The organism is Aureliella helgolandensis, assembly GCF_007752135.1.
In the GTDB taxonomy this organism is placed as follows: domain Bacteria; phylum Planctomycetota; class Planctomycetia; order Pirellulales; family Pirellulaceae; genus Aureliella; species Aureliella helgolandensis.
Window position 1 is genome coordinate 7,666,472 of sequence record NZ_CP036298.1, and the last position, 20,413, is coordinate 7,686,884.

Genomic DNA, 20,413 nt, shown 5'->3' on the forward strand with positions numbered 1-20,413 from the left:
ACGCTTCATCTCCCAGCCCAGTATTGTGGACTCGTTAGCGAGTCGACTGGCAGGGAAGCGTCCGAATCGTTGTTAAAAGTTGAAAGGTGGTCTCCCAGAAGGCAATATATTGCCTTCTGCATTTTCCAATTTACGTCGGTTACCGCCGACGGGGAGACCACCATGACTGAATCTAGTTTGTTGCGCGAGCTTGGGCAAGTTTCGAACGCTGAAGTTGGCGAAGTGTTTCGCGAATTCTTACGGGGCTCGATCGTGAAGATGGCCTGTGAGGTAATGGCTGCCGAAGTGGCTGAACTGTGCGGCCCAAAGCACGCCCCAAGCGATTGTCGGACCTATCGAGCTGGTAGCGCCGCGGGACGCATCTTGGTCGAAGGTGAACGAGAGTCGGTGACGCGTCCGCGAGTTCGCGAGCGTCAGGGGGCCGGTGGAAGCCGCGAAGTGGAGCTGATCAGCTACGCCGCCGCCAACGATCCTGAGCAGCTGGAGAAGGCTGTAATTCAAGCGTTGATGTCTGGGGTAAGCACTCGTCAGATGTCTGTGGTGAAGCCGAAGTCGCCATCCAACGCTGCTTAGTTCACAAGGAACGCAACATTCGTGGCAAGCTATCGAAGCGTCATACGGGTGAACTCGCTCGGCTGTTTAGACGACTCCGTAGCGTGCAGGGTTATACCGCCGCACAAGAGGTCGTCGGCGAGCTAGAGGCATTCCTTGAGCCTCTCAATGCCGAAGCGTTTAAGAGCCTTCATGAGGCCGGTGAGGACCTGCTAGCCCTTCACCGACTCGAAGTGCCAAACACGCTCCATCGTTCACTGCTAAGTACCAACGCGATTGAGAACTCCTTCCTGAACACGCGTCGCCGCTTGGGGCGTGTAACAAGATTCCGAGCCGACACGGATCAGGCGAGTCGCTGGCTGTCGTACGCACTGCTTGAGGCCGAAAAGGGGTTCCATCGAATCAGCGGCCACAAGGAACTACCTAAGCTGATTGCCGCCCTAGCGAGAGAACACGCGGCTACACCAACAAAGCCGCCGTCGGGGCCCGTGCCGTCGCCTACGGCTCCGGCGACGGCACGGGCCCCATCACTTTAGTTCCATCACCTGTTTGATCCTAAAGACCTTTTCCAGTACCCTTTAGCCAGCGAGACCACCAACAGTTTTAACAACGCAAGGGACATCCCCACTGGCAGTCGTCGATCTAGAGCGCCAGCGACCGAGTAGCAGAGATTTCTGTCGGCTGATGGTTCGCGAAATGAAGATTGTGGGGTTTCTACCCCAAACGATCAAAACCTACCGCTCCCACCTCCATTCGATCCTACGTTGGTTCGGCCGGTTGCCTCACCTACTGACTCGCGAACACGTGCGAGAGTACTTGGAATATTTGGTCGACGGTGACCACCACTCTGCTACGGTTGCCAATCACTTGTCCGCCATCCGGACTCTGTTCGACAAATTCTGCTTCCGCGATATTACGCTTGGGATCTCTACGCCCCGAAAGTCCAAGCGGCGGCCGGTAGTACTCAGCACGGAGGAGGTCTCACGACTGCTGCAAGCGCCCCCCACACACCGCGACAAATTGGTCTTGGGGTTAATGCATGCCACTGGCATGCGCGTCAGCGAAGTGGTCCGAGTACGATTTCGTGATATCGATTTCGACCGCAACACGATCATGATTTGGCAGGGAAAAGGTTGAGCAGACCGGCAAGTCATGTTGCCACAAACCTACCGTACTCTTTTGCAATCGATGCGATCCTTGGGCTCGGGCGATGCGTACCTGTTTCCGGGGGAGTCGGCAGGACGGTTCGTTTCCATCCGCACCGTGCAACGAATCATGAAAACCGCAGTGAGGATCGCGAGAATTGACAAGCCTGCAACACCTCATTCTCTGCGGCACAGTTTTGCGACGCACAGCTTTGAATCGGGCTGTGACATCCGGCGGATTCAAAAGATCCTCGGGCACATGCACTTGGAAACCACTACGATCTACGTCCACGTCGCCAAGCCGGCCGATCCGGGGCAAATGCCAAGTCCGCTTGATCGACTCGCTCGACCAGTGCCGGAGAGTGCCCCATGCCGAGAACCCACGAATTTACCCGACGTGCCTCCGCGAATGCAGCAAGTTGGTCGGATGCAGTTGTTCGGGAAATCTTGCACCGACGATCCCCAAACCACGCGACTGACGATTGGGATCGCCGCGGAAGGACGTACGATCTACTTCAAAGGCCTGACAGTTACCGAGGTACGCCAGGGCTACCTGACGCTCAGCATTCCGCCGCTGGAGGCTTGGGAGCTGGAGCTTGAGTGGCTGACACCGCCGCAGCGCGAGAGGTTTGAGAGGCCCGAATTCTACGAATTGCTGCAACGCGTCATCACGCAGCGTTTTCGGGCTGGTAGGCTGGTGACACACCGCGAAGCCTCGTGAGCCCCACAGCACCGATTCGCAACATCGCTTGCCCCCGAGCTCCCACCATCCAAAATAGTTCGGTTGGAAAGACGGAAGGCAAAGCACTTGTCTGAGCCTGCGAAAAACCGCCCTCTCCCCCGCTACCTTTCGTCGTGAACTGAACCAATCACAGACTCGTGCCAGCATAGAGCGACATTTGCTATCATAGACAGCAATAAAATCCAAAATCCCGGCCATCAGCGTCTCCCATTCGACTCTATGCGACACACTGTCGGCCATAACCATGTTATGTGCCACAGGTAATCGGTACTCCGATGGAATACGCTGGCCCAATTGACCTCAACGCACTGGTTGATCTCGACTCGCTCGCTGCTGACGGCGCTGGGCACTACACGTTCTTCGCGTTCCCAATCTCTACGCTTGATGCTCACGGACTTCCGTCCGATCCAGACGCCCAACGATACATTGCCGCCGTTCAATCCGCTGGCGTTCCAATCGGCATCTGGCTGAACTCGCCGGTTGACGACACCGGTTATGCTGCGGTCATGCACGAAAACATCTCCCAATTGCATGACGTTGTCGCCGGTTTGACGCAATTCCCCGATTCATACGCTGCTGACCTTTGCGAGAGACTGTTCCGTGATGCCGCTGCAGGTGGCACATAACTAATTAGGATTTGGAGTCAGCGAGGTACGAGCCTGATTCCAAATCCCTGTTCAAGGCGAGTCGCTGCGTGGCTGCGGGATGGTTGACTCGGCTTAAGTCAACGAACCATGGAATGGAGAGTTGTGTTGGAAGCGGCGGAGCCCCCTAGTGCTTTTCGTGCGAGTGGGCAGTCTCTCAAGACGGGATAATCACGTAGCTCCGACTCTCCGAGGCTGAAACGCTTCTGTGTTTGACCGTCTCTGAGGGGCGGACCTACGTGGTTGGACTGAAGTTGTCTTCTTTTCATGGTTTTGATGGAATTGAGGACAGACCGGGAGTGTTACACCGGATGAAATCTCTTGTTCAGCGATGGAAATGTTGTTTGTAACTGCGGCCATACTGGACTTGGGAGTTAAGATTAAGGTGGTGCGCGGGGTGCAGTCTTGATGGGTGCCGCAATGGGTGGGAAGTAGCCGAGCGAGGTCATCGAGCCACCGCACTGAGGACAGACGAGCTTCGGTGATTCAGCTTGGACAATCAGTACTTGGCTGAGCAGATAATGCACGGTCCCGAGTGCAACGGCAATCAATAGCCGAACCTCCTCCAGTGAACGTTTGTTCGAACTGTGCAGAAGGCCGTAACTCCGAATACGATGCATGCCCGCCGGCAGTACGTGCATTAGCCAGCGACGAATGAACTCGGTGACGGTGAGCGGCATGCCACGGTAACGATCGCTCCCACTTTTCTTGACCTGCAACGTGAGCCTCGCATTTTCTAGCGACTCGGCATCATTGCACCAGCTCACTCGCCAATCACTCACCGGGCCACGAGCCACGTAGGGCGCCAAGTACTTTAACGTAGCCCGGCCATTACCTACCGGTTGACTATCCACGGTCCAGAGACGCTTCCAGACCGAAGCTGGAATCTTGGAAAAACACTCGGTACCCGTCAGTCGATCACGCAGCTTGTTGCGAAACAACACAGACAGAATCTGTTCTGGTACGAACACACTCTCCCGCGACGACTGCCACTCGCCACTGCTATCGATACCACCGCCGGGCACCACGAAGTGAACGTGGGGATGATACGTTAGATCACGTCCCCAAGTGTGCAATACTCCGAAGAAACCCGTTTCTTTCACCCCCACATGCCGCGGATTGGTTGCCGATTGCTTCAACGACTCCGCCGCCGCACCCAGCATGGCCGGATAGGCGTCTTCGGGATGAGCCAGCATCGCTTCTCGAACTTCCTTCGGTACCGTGAACGTGATCAGGAAGTAGTGACAGGGCAACAAGCGATCTTGTTGCTTCTCGAGCCACTCTTGCACCTTTTCATGCTGGCACGCCGCACAGTGGCGATTGCAACACGAACGAGGCACCGTGTGCTCCAGATCACACGACAGGCAGCGATAGCGGATCGCTCCCAACGACTCTTCGCGACAAGCCATCACCGCCCGCAGCACTTTCTTCTGCTGTGCGGTCATCGTGCAACCGTAGCGATTCAAGTACTGCTGTCCGTAGCACTTCAGCACGGTGCTCACGGACGGCTTCATGACTCCACCTCCGGCTTGCTGGTGCTCAAGCTCTCTTCTGGCGCTAGGTCCTCGGATGACACAGGACCGTTCATCCACTGCTTGACGATGCTCCGCCCCTTGGCGTCACCGTGTTGCGTTAGATGCAAGTAGACTTCGGTAGCTTGCAAGTTTTTGTGTCCCAAGTAGCTCTGCAGGACGCGAAGGTTGACTCCCTGTTCGAGTAGCGTTGTGGCGTAGGAATGTCGCAGAGTGTGCGGCACAATGCCCGTTTCATTCCATCCCAACGAGCGAATGACTTGCTTCAGTCCTCGCTGGATGGTCCGTTCACTCACATGCTCGGTCGCAGTCGCGATGCTCTGAAGCGACTCTCGCGAGGGAAACAACCAGCGTGGATGGCGATGGGCTGCCCAGTACGATCGCAGCGCGTCGAGAGTCGCTTCTGGCAGCGGTACGAATCGTTCATTGAGCAGCTTGGTGTGACGCACATGCAGAAGCATGCGATCCCTGTCGACATCGTCGATCGTCAGAGCCTGGACATCACCGGTTCGCAGCCCGCAGGTGTAGGCCGTGCGAAAGAGTACACGCAGGTGCAGAGCGCTCGTCGCCTCGATTAGCTCCCAAGCCCGCTGCGGTACGAGGACTTTGGGAAGCCCACGGTGTTTGGGAATCCGCATGGCCCGGAGTGTTTTCCACTCCCGAGGCGCGGTGAGCCGATAGAAAGCTTGAATTCCGCACAGGACTGGCCGCATGGAATTGGTAGCCAGCTGTGAGCGCCGCAACAGCAGATAGTCCCGTACCTGCTGTTCAGTGAGCTTGTCGGGAGATGTGCCGTAGTGCTGCGCAAGCTTTCCGACAGATCGCTGATAAGCTAGAATCGTCCTTGGCATCTTGCCATCAAGGACTAGGTCTTCGGCGAAGCGTTTCGCTAGTGCGGACTGGAAACGAGTCGATTGCAGGGACTTTTTTTAGAAGTCATGAGTAGTTCTCCGATGCGAGATTAGTTAGAAACAGCAAACGCTATTGAACTAAGCTAGTTGCCCTTCCCTTCAAATCAATTGTCCGCGCATCCACTGCCGCGCAGCGGCTCACTTGAACATGGTTTCTACGCTAAGCCTTCGGCACACCTTCCATCTTTGTCAGCGCGGGCTGGCAATGGTACAATTTCTCGTAGTTCAGACATCTCTCGCTTCGTTTAGGGCGGCGACGTAAAAACCTCCCGTTGTGCGGTCAAAGTCTTCCAATGAATCAGCGAGATCGTACCGCAACACTCGCGAAGACTGACTTTTCGGCAGCGTTGAAACTTGCCCGCGACATCACTGAGGTTCGTGAACGCATTCAATCCCTTGGTTGGGTCGCACGATATGCACCATCTACGGAAATATCACGTGTTGTGGCCATCGCCACTAAATCAGCGGGCACTTCTTCTGATTTCTACGCTGACACAATGGCGCTTGCGTGGCCTCTTCGCGCACTGCACGAAACCGGCAACGGTGACGCCATCCCACCGCTGCTGAAAACCGCACTTTCACTTTCTGCAGACGTCCACCCTGCCTCCAGTCGTGCCGAAGCGCTGAGCCTACTCATTCACGCTGTTTTGCCTGATGGGCTGCGTACAGCTGAACCTGCGATTGGCACACTAAAATCCGTGGCGTCCGATTCGCACTGGCGTGTGGTTCGCAGCTTGATTGATACCGCCTTACTTGTGAATGCATTTGACCGGCAATCGGCATTGAACGTCGCTCAGGTAATTCCGGCGGAAAACAAACGCAACTCCACCATCAAACGAATTTCGGAAGGCGAAACGCTGCAACCCCGACCGTTCTTCTGGTGACCCCAGCCGCTCTCGCCGGACAACTAATTAGGAATTGGAGTCAGCGAGGTACGAGCCTGATTCCAATTCCCTGTTCAACATGTTTTTTACACTAAGCCTTCGGCACACCGTGTCTGACAAATACCTATGGCGCGAAAGATGGGCAGGGGGCATAATATAGGGTATTCCTTTTTCCCCGTTTAGTGAGGAGTGAATGCCATGGGAAGTTCGAAAGTGGATCGCGAAGGTTTGAAAGCTACGCTGCAAGCCGAATTCGAAGCGACGCTCAATGCGGTAGTTGATTCGATTGATAACGCTCGCGATGGTGCTTGGATCGAAGACAGCGAAGGACTCAGTCGTCAGGCTTTGGATCGTTTCCGGCAACAGGTCTATGAGGCAGCCTTACAAGCGAAGATTAATGCGGTGGAAGCCGCTTTTTCCCCCTCCGAAGAGCGCGACGGGAGTTCGAGCACGGAACAAGGGACGCCAACTACGTAGCCTCTTGACTGAGAACGGCCGTGTGCAACTAAAGCGTGTTCGGTGGGCAGTTCAAGACGAAACCAGCAGCACACCGATCGATGCCTTGCTGGATGAAGCAGAGAAAAGCTTCACGTGCGGGATACGTGAGATGCTTTGTCGTTTGAATCAAAGTTCCTCCAGCTTTGTAAAGACTGCGGCCAATATCGCTCGTTTATCATCGATCGACATTAGCGGCGAAAGCGTACGGCAATTGGTCGAGTACGAAGGTCGCAAGGTAACCAACCAGCTAACGCGAGGGGGCATTGATATTGGCTGGTCGTCGGCAGACTGCACGTTGGAAAATGTTCCCCAGAAGTCGTCGGCCAGTTCATCAGCCGCATCTGGCGCAGTGAATGATCAACAAAAACCAACCCCAACTCGGGTTTATGTCGGCTGCGACGGAGTGAAGGTACCGGTCGTTACTCAAGCCGAGAAGACTAAGCGTCGCACTACGATCAAACTGAAACGTCGACGTAGTGGAAAGAAATGTCGGCCGTTGCCAGCAGCTCGAGCAGGTTCGGATCAACAGTACAAGGAAGCAAGAATCGTAGTTGCTTACAACGAATCTCAGACGCTCCGGCTTGTGATAGCTACCCGCGGTGATTGCGAAGTCACTGGGCGCTTGATGCGAAGTATGGCGACGACCATCAAACTAGATGAAGCGACTGAGTCCATTGCAAATATCGATGGCGCTCCATGGATACGCAACCAATTGGAGTTTCACAACATTGTGGATAAAATCAACTTGGATTACTACCACATGAAAGACAACGCACAAAAGGCGCGTCGCGAGATGTTCGGCGAGGATGAATCGGGAGCCACATGGTTAACGGCATTGACCAACATCCTGATGGAACAGGGAGTCGACGCACTGCTGAGTGAGCTGCTTACTCAGAAACTCACGTGCTCAGGTCGACGCCTTCAAGCCTTGGAGCAATTGATCGGATATATTTCGGAGCGTCGTGAAATCATTCGTTATCGCGAACTTCGCGCTCGCGGCATTCAGATCGGCAGTGGTCCGACCGAGGCCCAATGCAAAACTACCACACAACGGGTCAAAGGCCGAGGTCGCCGGTGGGATTTCGCCAATGCCGAGTGCATGATGAACCTCGCTGCACTCGAAGCGAGTAACCTCTGGGACAATTACTGGGGAAATCATGCAAAAAATGCTGCCTAAAAGTTGTCCAGAAACTTTGGTCAGACACGGCACACCTACTATGTTTGGCGACGCGGGCTGGCATTGGTACAATTTCTCGTAATTCAGACGTCGCTCGCTTCGTTCAGGGCGGTGACGTAAAAACCTTTCCTTAGGCTCTCGAGATCTACCGAATGGACGACTCTCTATCGCCGATCCCCGATGCTATCGACGTTCGCGAGTCCCTACCGCGTCCCAAGTGGGAAGTGATCGCTTCGTGGATCGAGTCGAATGTCGAGTCAACTTCACTTGACGATTCTTGGACACAAATTGCTCGTGACTGGCTCGCTCGACTCACACAGTCGCTACCCAGTGGTTACACCGTTCTCGAATCGCCTGAATTCCTGCTGCTCGCTTCTGACGAATCGCTCGGCACGAGATTGCTTCGTTATTCCGAGCGAGCCCGACGAACCATTCTTAAGACGCTCGATGGCGTAGCGAGCGATGAGGGGCACGGGAAACACGTTGTCTTGCTTTTCGGCGATGTCGACAGCTATTACGACTACGTAACCGACTTCTATCCCGACGAGGGCGAGTTCGCTTTGTCTGGCGGTATGTTTCTCGACGTTGGGTACGGCCACTTCGCGGTCTGCCCTGCTTATGGCGATGACTATGAACGAGTGATTGCTCACGAATTAAATCACGCCCTGTTGCGCCATTTGCCTTTACCTTTGTGGCTCAACGAAGGTGTGACTCAGGTCATGGAGGATGTTGTGCAGGACTCATCGTATTTCATGGTGGATCACGAAATACTCCGTCGGCATCGTGCATACTGGAATGCCGAAACTATCGACATGTTCTGGTCGGGTGATTCGTTTTTCTCTCCTGACGACGGGCAGGAACTCAGCTACCATCTGTCTCAGGTGCTGTTTCGTAATCTGATGTCTGACTACCCCAAGGCGGTAAATGCCATACTCTACAATGCAACATTTGTCGACGCTGGAAATGCGGCGTTCGTGGCCTCGTGCAAAATGCCTCTTGCCAGTCGGGTTGCTCAATTTTTGGGTAATGGCCCTTGGGCACCTCGCGATAATTACGTCGTCCCCAATGCGTAACGGCTCTGGTTTGACACGCCGCGGACATCGCCTCTTTGGCAACGTGGCCTATCCTTTGATAGACTGTTTTGTATTGAGACGCTTGTTGGCTTCAGAGAGAAGCAGTGTCGGCAAAACCTTCCACTGGGCGTCACAGATCAAACATGAATCCAACGGAAAAGCTCGACGAATCGGAAGCCGATAACGGGGCGGCGGTCTATCGTTGTCGCCATGAACCAGAGCACCGTCGTTTCGTTCTGGCATCGCTCAAGGAACTAATGGCCAACCCTGATTCCGCCATCATTCACCGAGCAATGAGCGCCGCAGGATGCATTGGCGGCGCATTCGACCAAACAAATGCCTTGGCTGACCTCGTGCCATTGGTCGCCACGCATCTTTCTTCCGACAACGATTTGATACGTCGTGTTGCCGTGGGGTCTCTGCACTGCATCGGGTCAAACCACACGGAATGTGCTGTCCCCGCGTTGATCGCTGCTTGCAACGACGAACTGCTGCTAGATGCGGCATTGCTTGCCCTCGTTGATGTCTCTAACGGTTCCCATGATGCGGTTCTTTGTTTTCACCGTTTTTCCGCGCACACCAATGGAAAAATCCGCAGGATTGCGCTTCGTGGGCTTGGTTCTTGTAACGCCAATGACACGGAATCGATCAACATTTTGAACGCAGCTAGCGGCTGACATGGTGCGTGGGCACCTCCGTTTGTAGTTGAAGCCTAACTGGGGTTTCGAAATTTCAGCTCGCTCAATCCGTCTCCCGATGTCGGGAGCGGTGACTTCCCAAACTTCCGTTAGATATCCTAGATGAATGTGGTGCTGACCATTGGCGACGTGCTCGACGCCTCCGCTGACGTTTTGATCTGCACTGCCAATCCGTGGCTCAACATGTCCGGCGGCATAAACGGCGCGATCCGCGAACGCTGTGACGAAATCCAAGCGGAACTTCGTACTCACCTCGATTCGATCATGCAATCTGCGGTGCCTGCCGGCACGGTGGTCCGTACGTCGGCAGGGTCCCTCCCTTTCTCGCATATCATCCACGCTGTGGCGATCGACCCCTTCTACGATTCATCCCATCAACTTGTCGCCGCCACGTTGACTGCTGCATTCGAACTCGCGTGTTCGCTTGGCGCCCGTTCGGTTTCGCTTCCCACGCTTCGGGCTGTTGATTTAATAGCAATTTGAATTTTAACGCGGAGGTCGCGTCCCAAACTGCCTTGTAGCGGCAACTATCTTTCCTTGCTCACGCAGCTAGGCTGTGAAGTTTTTTCACCAACGGACTCTTTTGGTATTCCAACCACGAAATTTTTTCGAATTGGCGGCTGAAAGTCTTACTTGGTCGGATTGTTGGCCAGCAAGTTAGCTCGTGTCCATCATGCTCATCTCTTCGAGTTGTGTTATTTCTCAACCAAGCGGTTGCCTTGCAACTGCTTAGATTGCCAAGGCCCCCAGGTTTACCATGCGTGTGAAGTTAAAGGCCACGGCATGCCATAGCGCTACCGCTTTGACCTTCACCAGTCCTCGAACTTTGAATTGCCGAAGGTTCCGATTGCGGCAGTCCGCATTGGGAAACTCGGCAACCGACGGGCGCGTCTTGTAAAGCTCTTTGTATTCCTCTTTGGCCATTCTCGCGCGAAACGCTGTGTATTCGTCGCTTTCGCCAGGTTGCTGCGCGTGAGGATCTTTGCCTTTGCTTTCCAATACCGATCCACGGGGGATCGTGGAGACGACTTCGGTCCCTTTAGACTCCACGGTCTTAACATCGCCCTTGGTTGCGTAAGCGGAATCGACCAATTGCGCCTTTGGTGTCTTGTCGTAAGTTGAGCACACTTTCTCGTGCATTGGTGCCATTTGGCCACTGTCAGTTCCCGAGTTGATAACATCGACAGCGACTATTACTCGCGAGTCAGCATCGGTTGCGAACTGGACGTTGAAGGCCGGATCGAAGCCACCATTGGCCATCTTCATATTACGGGCGTCAGGGTCCGTAGTGCTCACGCGAGTCTTTTCGCCGTCACCTTTTCTCCGAGACTCGCGCTGCTTACTAAGCTCCTCAAACTGTCGCAAAGCCTCATCTAATCGCTCTTGACGCTCACGCGATGCTCGTTCGACTGCCGCTTGGCGACGTGCGTCTCCAGCGGAACGATCGCATTCGTTCTCGGATTCTTTCTTCAATCTATCTACGTGAGCCTGAGCCTGCTGCTGCAATGACTCAAGCGTCGGCTTGCGGCGAAACGAACTACTGCCTGCACTAGCCCGAACGCGCATTCCGTCTTGGGCAATGGTCTCCAGGGGCACCAGACCTTGGGCGACCAACGAGGCAACCGTGTCAACGAGCGTCTTCTCCAAGAATGCTCCGTTCTCCACTCGAAAGTCGCTCAACGTGTGATAATTGACCGTGACATTTCCGAGCGTCCATAAATAGGCTATGTCCGTCTCGCATCGGCGACCAAGTTCTCGGGCTGTGCCGATGCCATCCAAGGTTGCCAGAAGCCACAGTGAAACCAGTATCTCCGGCGCAATACTATTGCGGCCAACGGTCCTCTTGGTGACAACGATCTTTTCATACAGAGGTTCTAGGTCCAACGTTTTGACAAACGACCAGACAATGCGAGCACGATGGTCGCGCGGAAGCATATCTTCAAGTGAAAGCATGTGCATTTCCACTTGAATACGATGGGGGCGGGAAACACGAGCAAGCTGCGATGGTTTTTGAGTATTCATGCTATAGTTGTAGCGCCCAAAATTAATTTGCAAACCACTTGGCTAAAAATTCACAGCCTAAGAGGGTTGCTAATTCGACAGCCCGGCTTGCGACGGGTTACGGTCCCCTGACGATCGACGTTTTTGCCCGCGCATTCTTTGATTCTGTCGTTGGTCGATTCGATCTAGACATCGTCACGATTGTCGTTCGTTCCGCCGAAAATGCCTCCATCGTCAAGTCAGTGCTTGCAACAGAAGCATAGGCGGCCAGGTCACGTAACCCGTTTTGCGCAAGATCCTTTGCTAGCCGTTCAAGCCTTGCCGGGGTAAACGTCGCCTAGCTAGACGCAACGCAGAGGCTCTTCGGGCACATCCTCGCTGTTTGGTGAAGGTGCGGGTCGATGATAGAATCTCGCATTGTGCAAAATTGATGGTTTTCGCACTGGCGTTGACATAAACAACCTTCCTTGGGGGCGGCTCAAACAAATGTCTGGCGACAATCCATACAATTCTCCGCAAAACGATGCGATACCGCCCGCGCCCCCGCGTCTGCTGCTGTGGTCGCTTGGCGCCGTTTTTGGAGCGGCCGGTGTTGGCGGCGTTTTGGGGCTGCTGGTCGGTGCTGGGCTGGGGACGTTCGCACCTGGCTATTACCGTTCCGTATTCGCGGGCGGTACTTCACCGACGTTCGATCCCGTCGCCGTTGGTATTGGGCAAGGGCTGACACAAGGCATTGTCTTCGGTGGGCTAATCGGCCTTGCTCTCGTCGCGATGTTCTATTGGTATCGGTCGCATTCGAAGTCGCCTCGCTCTTAGCGCATGTCGCAAAGCGTGAGTTTCCTCATAGGTAGCAGCGCGAGCAGCTGCCTTTTTTGTGAGCGCAGGCTCTTGCTGGCAGGCTGTTTTTGCCCTCAATTTTTCCAACCATTATCGACCGCTTCATCCCCGAAGCTCGCGCCAAAGCCCCTACCTTGTGGGCGCCCGATTCCTTTTTCCAATATTGGGCACTCGGCGTCGAACTACCAATATGGCTATCAACTTCACCACGACCAGGAGCCCCCAATGAATCATCTAGGTGCATTTTTTCGTATCCTACTGGGACTATTTGTAGGTTTCCTGTCACTTCTTGCGTTCAGTCAGGCACCGTCGGCCGTCGCGTACCGCGATTTTGCATTTTTCGGCGGTGGAGGCGTAGCGGTGTTCCTTTCACTGTTTTTTGGCGGAGGGTTGTCTTGGATCGCTTACAAATTGATCGCAGGTACATTTTGTAACCAGCGCACAACACTCTCCTAAGGACCGTCGGAACCATTATTGGCGGATAGTCGCCGAACCGCTCCGCCGGTTCGTTCGGGAAAATACCGATCGGCGGAGCGATCTGGCGACACTAACTGTTCCGAAGGCCCTAAGCCCCGGCCTGCCGTCGGCCAATCTTGCTTCGTGGCTAGGGACGCGTTGGCACACCTACGCCGTTTGCTCAAGCATTGCTCGGTGCGTAGAAGTTCCCTGTCTCGAAATTCCCGATCTACAGTTGGTTGGCATCGCAAAAGTGCCTTCTGCTGGACGACCCTACTAAAATCATGACTACCGAACCTCATCCCTCCAGAGACAAGCCGGGCATAAAGCTCGTCGGTTGCGCCATAATGGCATCGTGCCTAGTTGGCCTGACCGCCGCAATCGGTGGCGTCGTAGCCATGCTGCACTCGCAAGACTTTGTCGGCGCTGGAACTCTGCTTTTCGCATCCGCAGTGAGCTTTGGGTTGTTGCTGAATGCGCTACTGCGTAACTAGGTTCCGCTCGCTTCTAGCCGAGGAAGGTTGGCAAAAGTTTCCGTTGCTTGTCACCAACGTCTCGCTACGAGATCGTGCTAGCATCTGCGTAGGCCGTTTGGCTAAGCTTTCGGATCAGGAGCAAGCAGGCAATGCAGACACCCAAATGGATTGCCCATCCGCCAAACGAATACACCATCGCCGATTCCCCCAGATGCGAGATAGCAACGTATTTGGCTCGAATGACACCTCCGCTGCCGGTGAGGAGTGGCGACAACATCAACAGCGCTACAGCCGCGACGCCCCATTTGAATGAGAAACGGTTTCGGTCAGTGCTAGTGTTTTGGGAATGGCGTTGAATAAGAACCAGAAGGCCAATCCAACCCAAAGCCAATACAGCAAGCATTGCCACCCCAGTCGCAGTTCCGTTCAAGCCCAGAATTGCGACTCCCGTTCCAGCAATCGCAACCATTGTTGAAATGATGGCACCGCCTACGGTCATCGCAATGTATCCGGTCAACATCCACAACACTCGTCTCTGCCAATGCGCTGCCGGACTGATTTTTGCAAACTCGCATTCCAATTCCGAGGGATGCCCCAATCGCATGGTGCCAATCATGAAAGCCTCACGTTCACTCAACCCGCTTTGGCAAAGTTCCGTAGTCAAATCACGCAAATGCGACTCGAGCTCAAGAGCCTCCTCAGAGCCAATGGCATGATTATTTCCGAATGACCGCTTCCAAGATTCTATTGCGGACTCAATGTCAAACATTCTTTTGCTCCCCAAAATGTAGCCAAGGTCTCGTGGACAGCAAACCAGTGTTGCCGCTCTGTTTCAATTGCTCGAGTACCCGATGCGCTTAGTCGGTAGTACTTACGCTTCCTGCCATTCTCGCCGACCCTCCACGATGCAAGTATCAGCTTGTCCTTTTCCATTCGATGCAATACGGGATACAACATCCCCTCCGACCACTCCAACTGGCCACCCGAATGCTGGCGCACTTCCTGAATGATCGCGTACCCATAGCTCTCGCCTTTCGACAACACCGCCAAGACGAGTGGTTTTGTTGAGGCCGCAATTAGCTCTTTTGACACCATTTTGATTTACTCCCGACGGGCACTCACCTAACACTGCTAGGCATCATACCTAACGTCGCTATGCTTTGCAACTGTTAGGCTTGTGGATCTGGCATGATCGATCCGACGGCGTTATGCGTTCATGCTCGTCCTCTGGCAGCGTGGGATGGACCAATTGTGCTCAGGCGGTATTGCCTCCACTCCAAGACATTGGGTTCCGACTAGCGTTCATGGAAACAGACTTCAGGGCATTCACCCCATACGTTGCCAGACCTATAGCGATGCAGCTCTCAATCGTCGACGGCGAGCTTCTCGGCCAAGAGGTCGATATGATTGCGAATGCATGCAGATCGCAACGACATTCCATGGTGGCCATTGCTTCCACAGCGCGACTCAGGTGCAACCAAGCAACAGGACGGCTGCGCTCCGTAGGGCGACCTTGACAAATCGCCTGCCGCGAGGCGGCTCTAGAGCAATCCAATTTTGCACGGCGACCAGTGCAAGCCCCTCGATCTTTGGCAAGGTGAGTTGTGCTTGGTAGAATCTTTTGCTTAAGCAACGTGGTACGCGTCATACGAGCTGGTAACCCAACAACTTTATTCCGTTGAGCGGATCGGTCTATCCAATGCAAACTGTCCAGGGTGATCTCATTGCGTTAGCCATCGCTGGCAAATTTGACGTTATTGTCCACGGTTGCAACTGCCACAACGCCATGGGGGCTGGCATTGCCCAATCCATCAGAGAGCAGTTTCCGGAGGCCTTCGCTGCGGATTTGGCGACTGCCAAGGGCTCACGAGAAAAACTCGGAACCTACTCTTCCGCGACCGTCGATTGCAATGGTCATTCTCTGACGATCGTCAACGCCTACACTCAGTTCAACTGGAGCGGTCAGGGGGTTCAGGCTGACTACGATGCAATCCGCCGCGTCTTCGCGCGCATCAAGGCTGACTTTGGCGGCAAACGCATTGGTTACCCGCGACTGGGTGCCGGACTGGCCGGAGGCGATTGGAACGCTATCTCACAAATCATCTCTGAAGAGCTGGCTGGAGAGAATCACACACTAGTGGAGTACCAACCGTAGCGCAAACACGGCATCGAAAGCTTCAGTGCAGTGACCGGGACCGCAATTTAAATGGAGATTGAAGCAGGCATGAGCGTCGCTTGCTTCCACACCGCTCTCCCCCGCGGGAGGCAGCAACGCAACTCCAACCGTTCGCAACGGTCATTGGTGTTGGTACAATCCAATACTTCTCAATCGCAACCGATCCTAGGGTGAGCGATTCCCCAGTCACCTTCCGTTTTTCGCCTCACACTTTTTGCTGGAGTTGGTCTTGGACGTCGCGATACTCGGCGGAGGAATAGCAGGGCTAGCGACTGCGATTTCGTTGGCGGAAATTGGCATGACCGTAAACATCTTCGAGCGTCGAAAGTCCGTGCACAATCTCGGGGCAGGCATTGTTTGCTGGCCCAACGCAAGCTTCGTCCTATCTGAGCTGGGAATTCTAGAGGAACTCCAGGACGTCGCAGGACCGGTCACCGCTATGCGGCGAATTTCGCAAGATGGATTGGAGCTGGGAAGTCTGGACATTCAGCAACTTAACGCATCCATGAACTTTCCGAGTCTCGCCGTTTTGCGCGTGGACTTGATGCAGATCCTCTTGCGGAGAGTCCAAGAAAGCGGCATTCCGATCTACTACCAGTCGGAAGCCATCAACATTGTTAAAGACAACGAACATGCCCACCGCGTTGTGTTTTCCAATCGGCCATCCATCAGACCTGACATTATTATTGGTGCCGACGGAAGAATGAATTCCATCGCCCGCAAGTTCGTCGTCGGGAATAATCAGCCAGTCTTTCAGGGATTCCTTAACTGGATTGGCGTTTACCAGAGTGCCGCAAACATGTTTGAGCCAATGGAGATTGAAGACTACTGGGGTGTAGGATCTCGCTTCGGTATTGTCCCCGTCTCCAACAGCCTGGCCTATTGGGCTGGAGGTGTTGCGAGCACCGTGGATCGACGTGGGGAGACGGCCGATCCTATCGCTCATTTGCAAGCCTCCTTCCAGAATTGGCCTGCCGCCGTCCAGACAGTAATCACACATGCGTCCGACGCAAATACCAAGCGACTTCCGTTGTATGACCACGACCCTTTGCTGAAATGGCACAAGGGCAACGTATTGTTAATTGGTGACGCCGCACACGCCGCGTTACCAACTTCGGGACAAGGAGCAGCGCAAGCCTTGGAGGACGCGTGGTGTCTAGCGCGTGAGCTGGCTGCAGCGCCCAGCAATCCTGAAGCGGCATTGACGACTTTCACCAACAAACGGCGGGAGAAGACAACCGGAATTATCATGAGCGGTCGGGCTTTAGCGGGAGGCCTATTCAGCCGCAACGTCGACGCTTGTGCAGCGCGTGACAAGAAAGCCCTGCAAACAGATTATGCAGCGATGGCAACTGGCATGGCGACTAGCTGGAGCTCAGGACTACCGATCGGTGTCTAAGTCATTAGAATTTCGGGCAGCGAATTAGGCGGGTAGCCCCCAATCTCCATCCCGTTAGATTGTCAATTTCGTTGCATTTTCTGTATTAACCCACCAGTCTCGCCTCGCTCAGCAAGCCCCCCTGCCCTTGCCTACCCGACTGTCGACTTCATCGCAACTGGAGAATCGGTGTAGCCTTCCGCCTCGTACCACCTGGGTTGCGGAAGCGTAGCTTGACAACGCGAGAGGCAATACTTGAGCTCCGGCTCCGCTCGTTCGCAGCACCCCCAAGCGGTGAACTTGAGAGGCTGCCTGAATGCACTCCTGCGAGTGTTTGGGGAGCCATGGAGCCTAGCGTCAATTTGGCTAGACGTGCTGAGTTTCGATTGCTCGACCTTTAGCTTGTCCAATCTCGCTCAACAAGTTCCCGAACCATGGCAGGTTGATATCAAACGGCTTCCCGCCTTTAATGCGTTCAAACTCGATGGCTCGCAACTCATCGCCCTGCTGCTCATCTTCACCGATCACGCCACCAATTCGGGCCAACGCGCATTCAACGGCTTTTTCGGCACAGCGTGCGATCAAGGCGATGTCGTCCGCGTTGGCAGCGGCGGCGCGACTAAAGTAACCACTCTTTTGCACCAAAGTTTTTTCAGCGCTTAACATCTTGCCGAACTGCTCTGCAAACCACTTGCCTGGATTCACTGCGTCGAGTTTATAGTGCCCAAACGCGTCCTTGGGAACTTTTTCGCCGCGCGATTCCATTTCCTGGATAATGGTTTCAACGCCGGCTCCTTCGGAAATGAAAATGTTGACGCAGTCAAACTCATCCATCACGCCGCGCAACCGATCGGCCTCTGCAGCTAGATCGAAAACCATCTCAGGAACATAGACCCCATGCACCTCCTTGCGTTCTCGCGAAAGCCCCATCGCAGGCAGGAAATTCAGGTGGTCCAAGCGATTGCGATATGCCACCGCGGTGGCAGCGGTCAGCCAACCACAATTGCGGCCCATGACTTCGTGAACGATCAACATGCGAGGATTGGCGTTGTGTTCGCCGACCACATTCTCAAAGAACTTGGCGCCCTCTTCGGCTGCGGTCCACGCCCCCAAGCTTTGCTTGATTGGAATCACATCATTGTCGATGGTTTTAGGCAAGCCAACGACCGTTAGTGCGTAGTTATTTTTCGCCAGGTAGGCGGCTAAATCCGCAGCCGTGGTATTGGTGTCATCGCCACCAATCGTGTGCAGTACGTCGACCCGGTCGGTCTGCAGTCGCTCCGCCGCAACCCGCAGTGGATCATCACCTTCGTTGACCAAGCCACGTTTCACACAGTCGGCATTATTCGTTAGCTTGACACGGCTATTACCGATGGGGCTACCACCGTGCTGATGCAACACGGCAGCTTGCTGGCGCATCTCTGGCGTAACCAGAAAGCTATCTCCCAACAACAGCCCCTTGTAGCCCGAGCGATAGCAAACGATTTCAACCGTAGGCGCCTGCCGCGTATAGGCCTCGATCAAGGCGCCGATAGCCGAAGATAGACACGGAGCGAGGCCCCCTGCCGTTAAGATTCCAACGCGTTGAATCGACATAGCTTAAAAACCCTCTGTTATACTTTTCTATATTAAGGACAGCGGCGGCTTCCTATTTCAGTCAGCCACAAGATCGGCGAGACTTTGCCAGGCACTTGCTGCGATAGCAGCCTTGAATGGCACAGGAATCGGTACCCGCTGACACAGATCGCGGGTCCCTAGCGTGACTCAGACCGCGTATTGGGTCAACGCAAATAATATTGCACCGCCCCACACCTCATTAACGCCACCCAACGGAAGACAACACCCCCTTGCGAGACCACGCGATCGGCCAATTCTGGTCCCTACGGCGAGTCTACCGTCTGCCCGCTCGGATATTTTCGGCGTGAGCGGATCGCTCGATTGAGTATTTTTCGAGGTCCTCTCGGCATCGCATCGAGATCGTCTCTCGTGTAGGAGCCCATCCGAGAACTCCATCCAATAGAAAAGTGATAGATTCAGGTAAGTGAACTTCAAGGGACTCCATGGCTTACATTTGGGATTACTTGCTACTGGCTGGTTGCGTGGGAGGAGCTCTGATGTCGCTCTTTGTGCGCCGGAGATTTCAGCGTGCCCTGCAGATGATCCAATGGACGAATCGTCCGCAGAATCCGGCGGAGTGCCAAACGTCGGTCAGTGTGATTGTTCCGGCCAGGAATGAAGAGAAAGACATTTGCAGTGGACTGCACTCGATTTTAGAGCAGTCGGGCGTCAATTTGGAAGTGCTGGTAATCAACGACCATTCTTCCGACCAAACTGGCGAGATTGCCGATTCGATGGCTGCCAAGGATGGTCGTCTAACCGTCCTACACGATCCACTGTTGCAGCCGGGGTGGCTAGGAAAAGCCAACGCGATGCAGACGGCCAGTAAGCGGGCAGACGGTGAGTATCTACTATTCAGTGATGCGGACATTCAACATGCACCGGACTGTTTTCGAACAGCGCTTGCTGAATTTGAACACCGGCAACTCGACTTCCTCAGCCTACTCCCCTCGGTCCAATGCGTTTCACTGTGGGAGAACATCAACATTCCGATGTACATGGGCGGAATGGCACTGTTAATTGGACCTGCCATGGCAGATCCGCAGAAACCCGATTCCTTGGGGGCTGGCGCCTTCATGCTGATTCGCGCTACCGCCTTTCATGCGGTGGGCGGCTATGAATCCCTCAAGGGCGAGATGCTGGATGATGTGGGTATGGCGAAGCTACTGAAGCGGGAAGGCTATCGCGTTGACTTCCATGCCGCACCAGATCTTCTGACGGTGCGATTGTTCAAGGGGAATCACGATGCATTTTGGGGAACCACCAAAAACATTCTCGCCGGACTGAACGGTCGTACTTGGTTTGCCCCGATTGCCCTCGTGCTACCCATTGTCGTATTTTGGCCTGCTCCCGCTGCATTCGCCTACGGAATCGCTACAGGCTCGTTCGGGTTGGCATTGATTGGCGCAGCAACCTATCTATATCAGTACGGCAACTTATTCCCCAGCCGCTGCATCCTCGCCTTTCACCGAGGCAAGACGTTGCTTTTCCCACTCGTAGCGGTCGTAGTTTTCTGCTGTGTGCTGCGCGCCCTCTACTTCAAAATCTGCCGTGGATCGATTGTGTGGCGCAAGCGTGTGATCCGAGTTGCCGAGGAATAGCGTCATGGTACCTAT

The 20,413-nt window shown here is 54.5% G+C and carries 18 protein-coding genes and 2 pseudogenes; 14 read left to right on the top strand and 6 right to left on the bottom strand.

Features of this window, described 5'->3' with window-relative positions; all coding sequences use genetic code 11:
* Nucleotides 1-69 precede the first annotated feature (69 nt).
* The 3 genes and pseudogenes from Q31a_RS27060 (at nucleotide 70) to Q31a_RS27075 (ending at nucleotide 3,065) form a co-directional block, all read left to right on the top strand.
* Nucleotides 70-1,088 (top strand): annotated as a pseudogene (locus Q31a_RS27060) (transposase).
* 160 nt (nucleotides 1,089-1,248) lie between these two features.
* Nucleotides 1,249-2,418, top strand: a pseudogene (locus tag Q31a_RS31005) (tyrosine-type recombinase/integrase).
* Between the two features lie 296 nt (nucleotides 2,419-2,714).
* A complete protein-coding gene (locus Q31a_RS27075; RefSeq protein WP_145085159.1) occupies nucleotides 2,715-3,065 on the top strand; it encodes a hypothetical protein in 351 nt (116 codons plus the stop codon).
* Nucleotides 3,066-3,463: 398 nt separating this feature from the next.
* On the opposite strand, the gene Q31a_RS27080 is transcribed toward Q31a_RS27075, so the two are convergent.
* Nucleotides 3,464-4,597, bottom strand: a complete 1,134-nt coding sequence (locus Q31a_RS27080; protein ID WP_145085163.1) for an IS91 family transposase — start codon at nucleotides 4,595-4,597, stop codon at nucleotides 3,464-3,466.
* Nucleotides 4,594-5,535 carry a tyrosine-type recombinase/integrase gene (locus tag Q31a_RS27085; RefSeq protein ID WP_261342732.1) on the bottom strand — a complete coding sequence of 314 codons (942 nt, stop codon included), beginning with the start codon at nucleotides 5,533-5,535 and terminating at the stop codon, nucleotides 4,594-4,596. The genes Q31a_RS27080 and Q31a_RS27085 overlap by 4 nt, the downstream gene beginning before the upstream one ends.
* A 338-nt stretch (nucleotides 5,536-5,873) precedes the next feature.
* Here Q31a_RS27085 and Q31a_RS27090 point away from each other — a divergent pair, with 338 nt between their 5' ends.
* From Q31a_RS27090 to Q31a_RS27115, 6 genes are all read left to right on the top strand, one after another.
* A complete protein-coding gene (locus Q31a_RS27090) occupies nucleotides 5,874-6,410 on the top strand; it encodes a hypothetical protein (protein WP_145085167.1) in 537 nt (178 codons plus the stop codon).
* A gap of 198 nt (nucleotides 6,411-6,608) precedes the next feature.
* Nucleotides 6,609-6,887, top strand: coding sequence for a hypothetical protein (locus Q31a_RS27095; protein ID WP_145076898.1), 279 nt, complete (start codon nucleotides 6,609-6,611; stop codon nucleotides 6,885-6,887).
* A gap of 22 nt (nucleotides 6,888-6,909) precedes the next feature.
* Nucleotides 6,910-8,085, top strand: a complete 1,176-nt coding sequence (locus Q31a_RS27100; RefSeq protein ID WP_145076896.1) for a UPF0236 family transposase-like protein — start codon at nucleotides 6,910-6,912, stop codon at nucleotides 8,083-8,085.
* Between the two features lie 152 nt (nucleotides 8,086-8,237).
* Nucleotides 8,238-9,158 carry a hypothetical protein gene (locus tag Q31a_RS27105; RefSeq protein ID WP_231690968.1) on the top strand — a complete coding sequence of 307 codons (921 nt, stop codon included), beginning with the start codon at nucleotides 8,238-8,240 and terminating at the stop codon, nucleotides 9,156-9,158.
* 143 nt (nucleotides 9,159-9,301) lie between these two features.
* A complete protein-coding gene (locus Q31a_RS27110) occupies nucleotides 9,302-9,835 on the top strand; it encodes a HEAT repeat domain-containing protein (RefSeq protein WP_145085171.1) in 534 nt (177 codons plus the stop codon).
* A 123-nt stretch (nucleotides 9,836-9,958) separates the two neighbouring features.
* Entirely contained in the window at nucleotides 9,959-10,339 is a 381-nt protein-coding gene (locus Q31a_RS27115) for a macro domain-containing protein (RefSeq protein ID WP_145085173.1), read from the top strand.
* 246 nt (nucleotides 10,340-10,585) lie between these two features.
* On the opposite strand, the gene Q31a_RS27120 is transcribed toward Q31a_RS27115, so the two are convergent.
* The gene (locus Q31a_RS27120; RefSeq protein WP_145085175.1) at nucleotides 10,586-11,878 is read right to left on the bottom strand and encodes an IS1182 family transposase; all 1,293 of its coding nucleotides are present in this window, start codon (nucleotides 11,876-11,878) and stop codon (nucleotides 10,586-10,588) included.
* A 396-nt stretch (nucleotides 11,879-12,274) separates the two neighbouring features.
* On the opposite strand from Q31a_RS27120, the gene Q31a_RS27125 reads away from it, so the two are divergent.
* Nucleotides 12,275-12,673, top strand: a complete 399-nt coding sequence (locus tag Q31a_RS27125) for a hypothetical protein (protein WP_145085177.1) — start codon at nucleotides 12,275-12,277, stop codon at nucleotides 12,671-12,673.
* A 246-nt stretch (nucleotides 12,674-12,919) separates the two neighbouring features.
* Complete coding sequence (locus tag Q31a_RS27130) at nucleotides 12,920-13,150, top strand: hypothetical protein (RefSeq protein ID WP_145085179.1); 231 nt, start codon at nucleotides 12,920-12,922, stop codon at nucleotides 13,148-13,150.
* A 558-nt stretch (nucleotides 13,151-13,708) separates the two neighbouring features.
* Here Q31a_RS27130 and Q31a_RS27135 read toward each other — a convergent pair.
* Together Q31a_RS27135 and Q31a_RS27140 are read right to left on the bottom strand one after the other, a co-directional pair.
* A complete protein-coding gene (locus Q31a_RS27135; RefSeq protein WP_145085181.1) occupies nucleotides 13,709-14,395 on the bottom strand; it encodes a hypothetical protein in 687 nt (228 codons plus the stop codon).
* The gene (locus Q31a_RS27140; protein WP_145085183.1) at nucleotides 14,371-14,721 is read right to left on the bottom strand and encodes a PadR family transcriptional regulator; all 351 of its coding nucleotides are present in this window, start codon (nucleotides 14,719-14,721) and stop codon (nucleotides 14,371-14,373) included. The genes Q31a_RS27135 and Q31a_RS27140 overlap by 25 nt, the downstream gene beginning before the upstream one ends.
* A 604-nt stretch (nucleotides 14,722-15,325) precedes the next feature.
* Here Q31a_RS27140 and Q31a_RS27145 point away from each other — a divergent pair.
* Together Q31a_RS27145 and Q31a_RS27150 are read left to right on the top strand one after the other, a co-directional pair.
* The gene (locus tag Q31a_RS27145) at nucleotides 15,326-15,781 is read left to right on the top strand and encodes a macro domain-containing protein (protein ID WP_145085185.1); all 456 of its coding nucleotides are present in this window, start codon (nucleotides 15,326-15,328) and stop codon (nucleotides 15,779-15,781) included.
* Nucleotides 15,782-16,031: 250 nt separating this feature from the next.
* Nucleotides 16,032-17,201, top strand: coding sequence for an FAD-dependent monooxygenase (locus Q31a_RS27150; protein ID WP_145085187.1), 1,170 nt, complete (start codon nucleotides 16,032-16,034; stop codon nucleotides 17,199-17,201).
* A gap of 345 nt (nucleotides 17,202-17,546) precedes the next feature.
* Here the strand turns inward: Q31a_RS27150 and Q31a_RS27155 are convergent, their stop codons facing one another.
* Nucleotides 17,547-18,776, bottom strand: a complete 1,230-nt coding sequence (locus Q31a_RS27155) for a pyrophosphate--fructose-6-phosphate 1-phosphotransferase (protein ID WP_145085189.1) — start codon at nucleotides 18,774-18,776, stop codon at nucleotides 17,547-17,549.
* Between the two features lie 464 nt (nucleotides 18,777-19,240).
* Between Q31a_RS27155 and Q31a_RS27160 the strand changes: the two genes are divergently transcribed.
* Complete coding sequence (locus Q31a_RS27160) at nucleotides 19,241-20,398, top strand: glycosyltransferase (RefSeq protein ID WP_145085191.1); 1,158 nt, start codon at nucleotides 19,241-19,243, stop codon at nucleotides 20,396-20,398.
* Nucleotides 20,399-20,413: the final 15 nt, after the last annotated feature.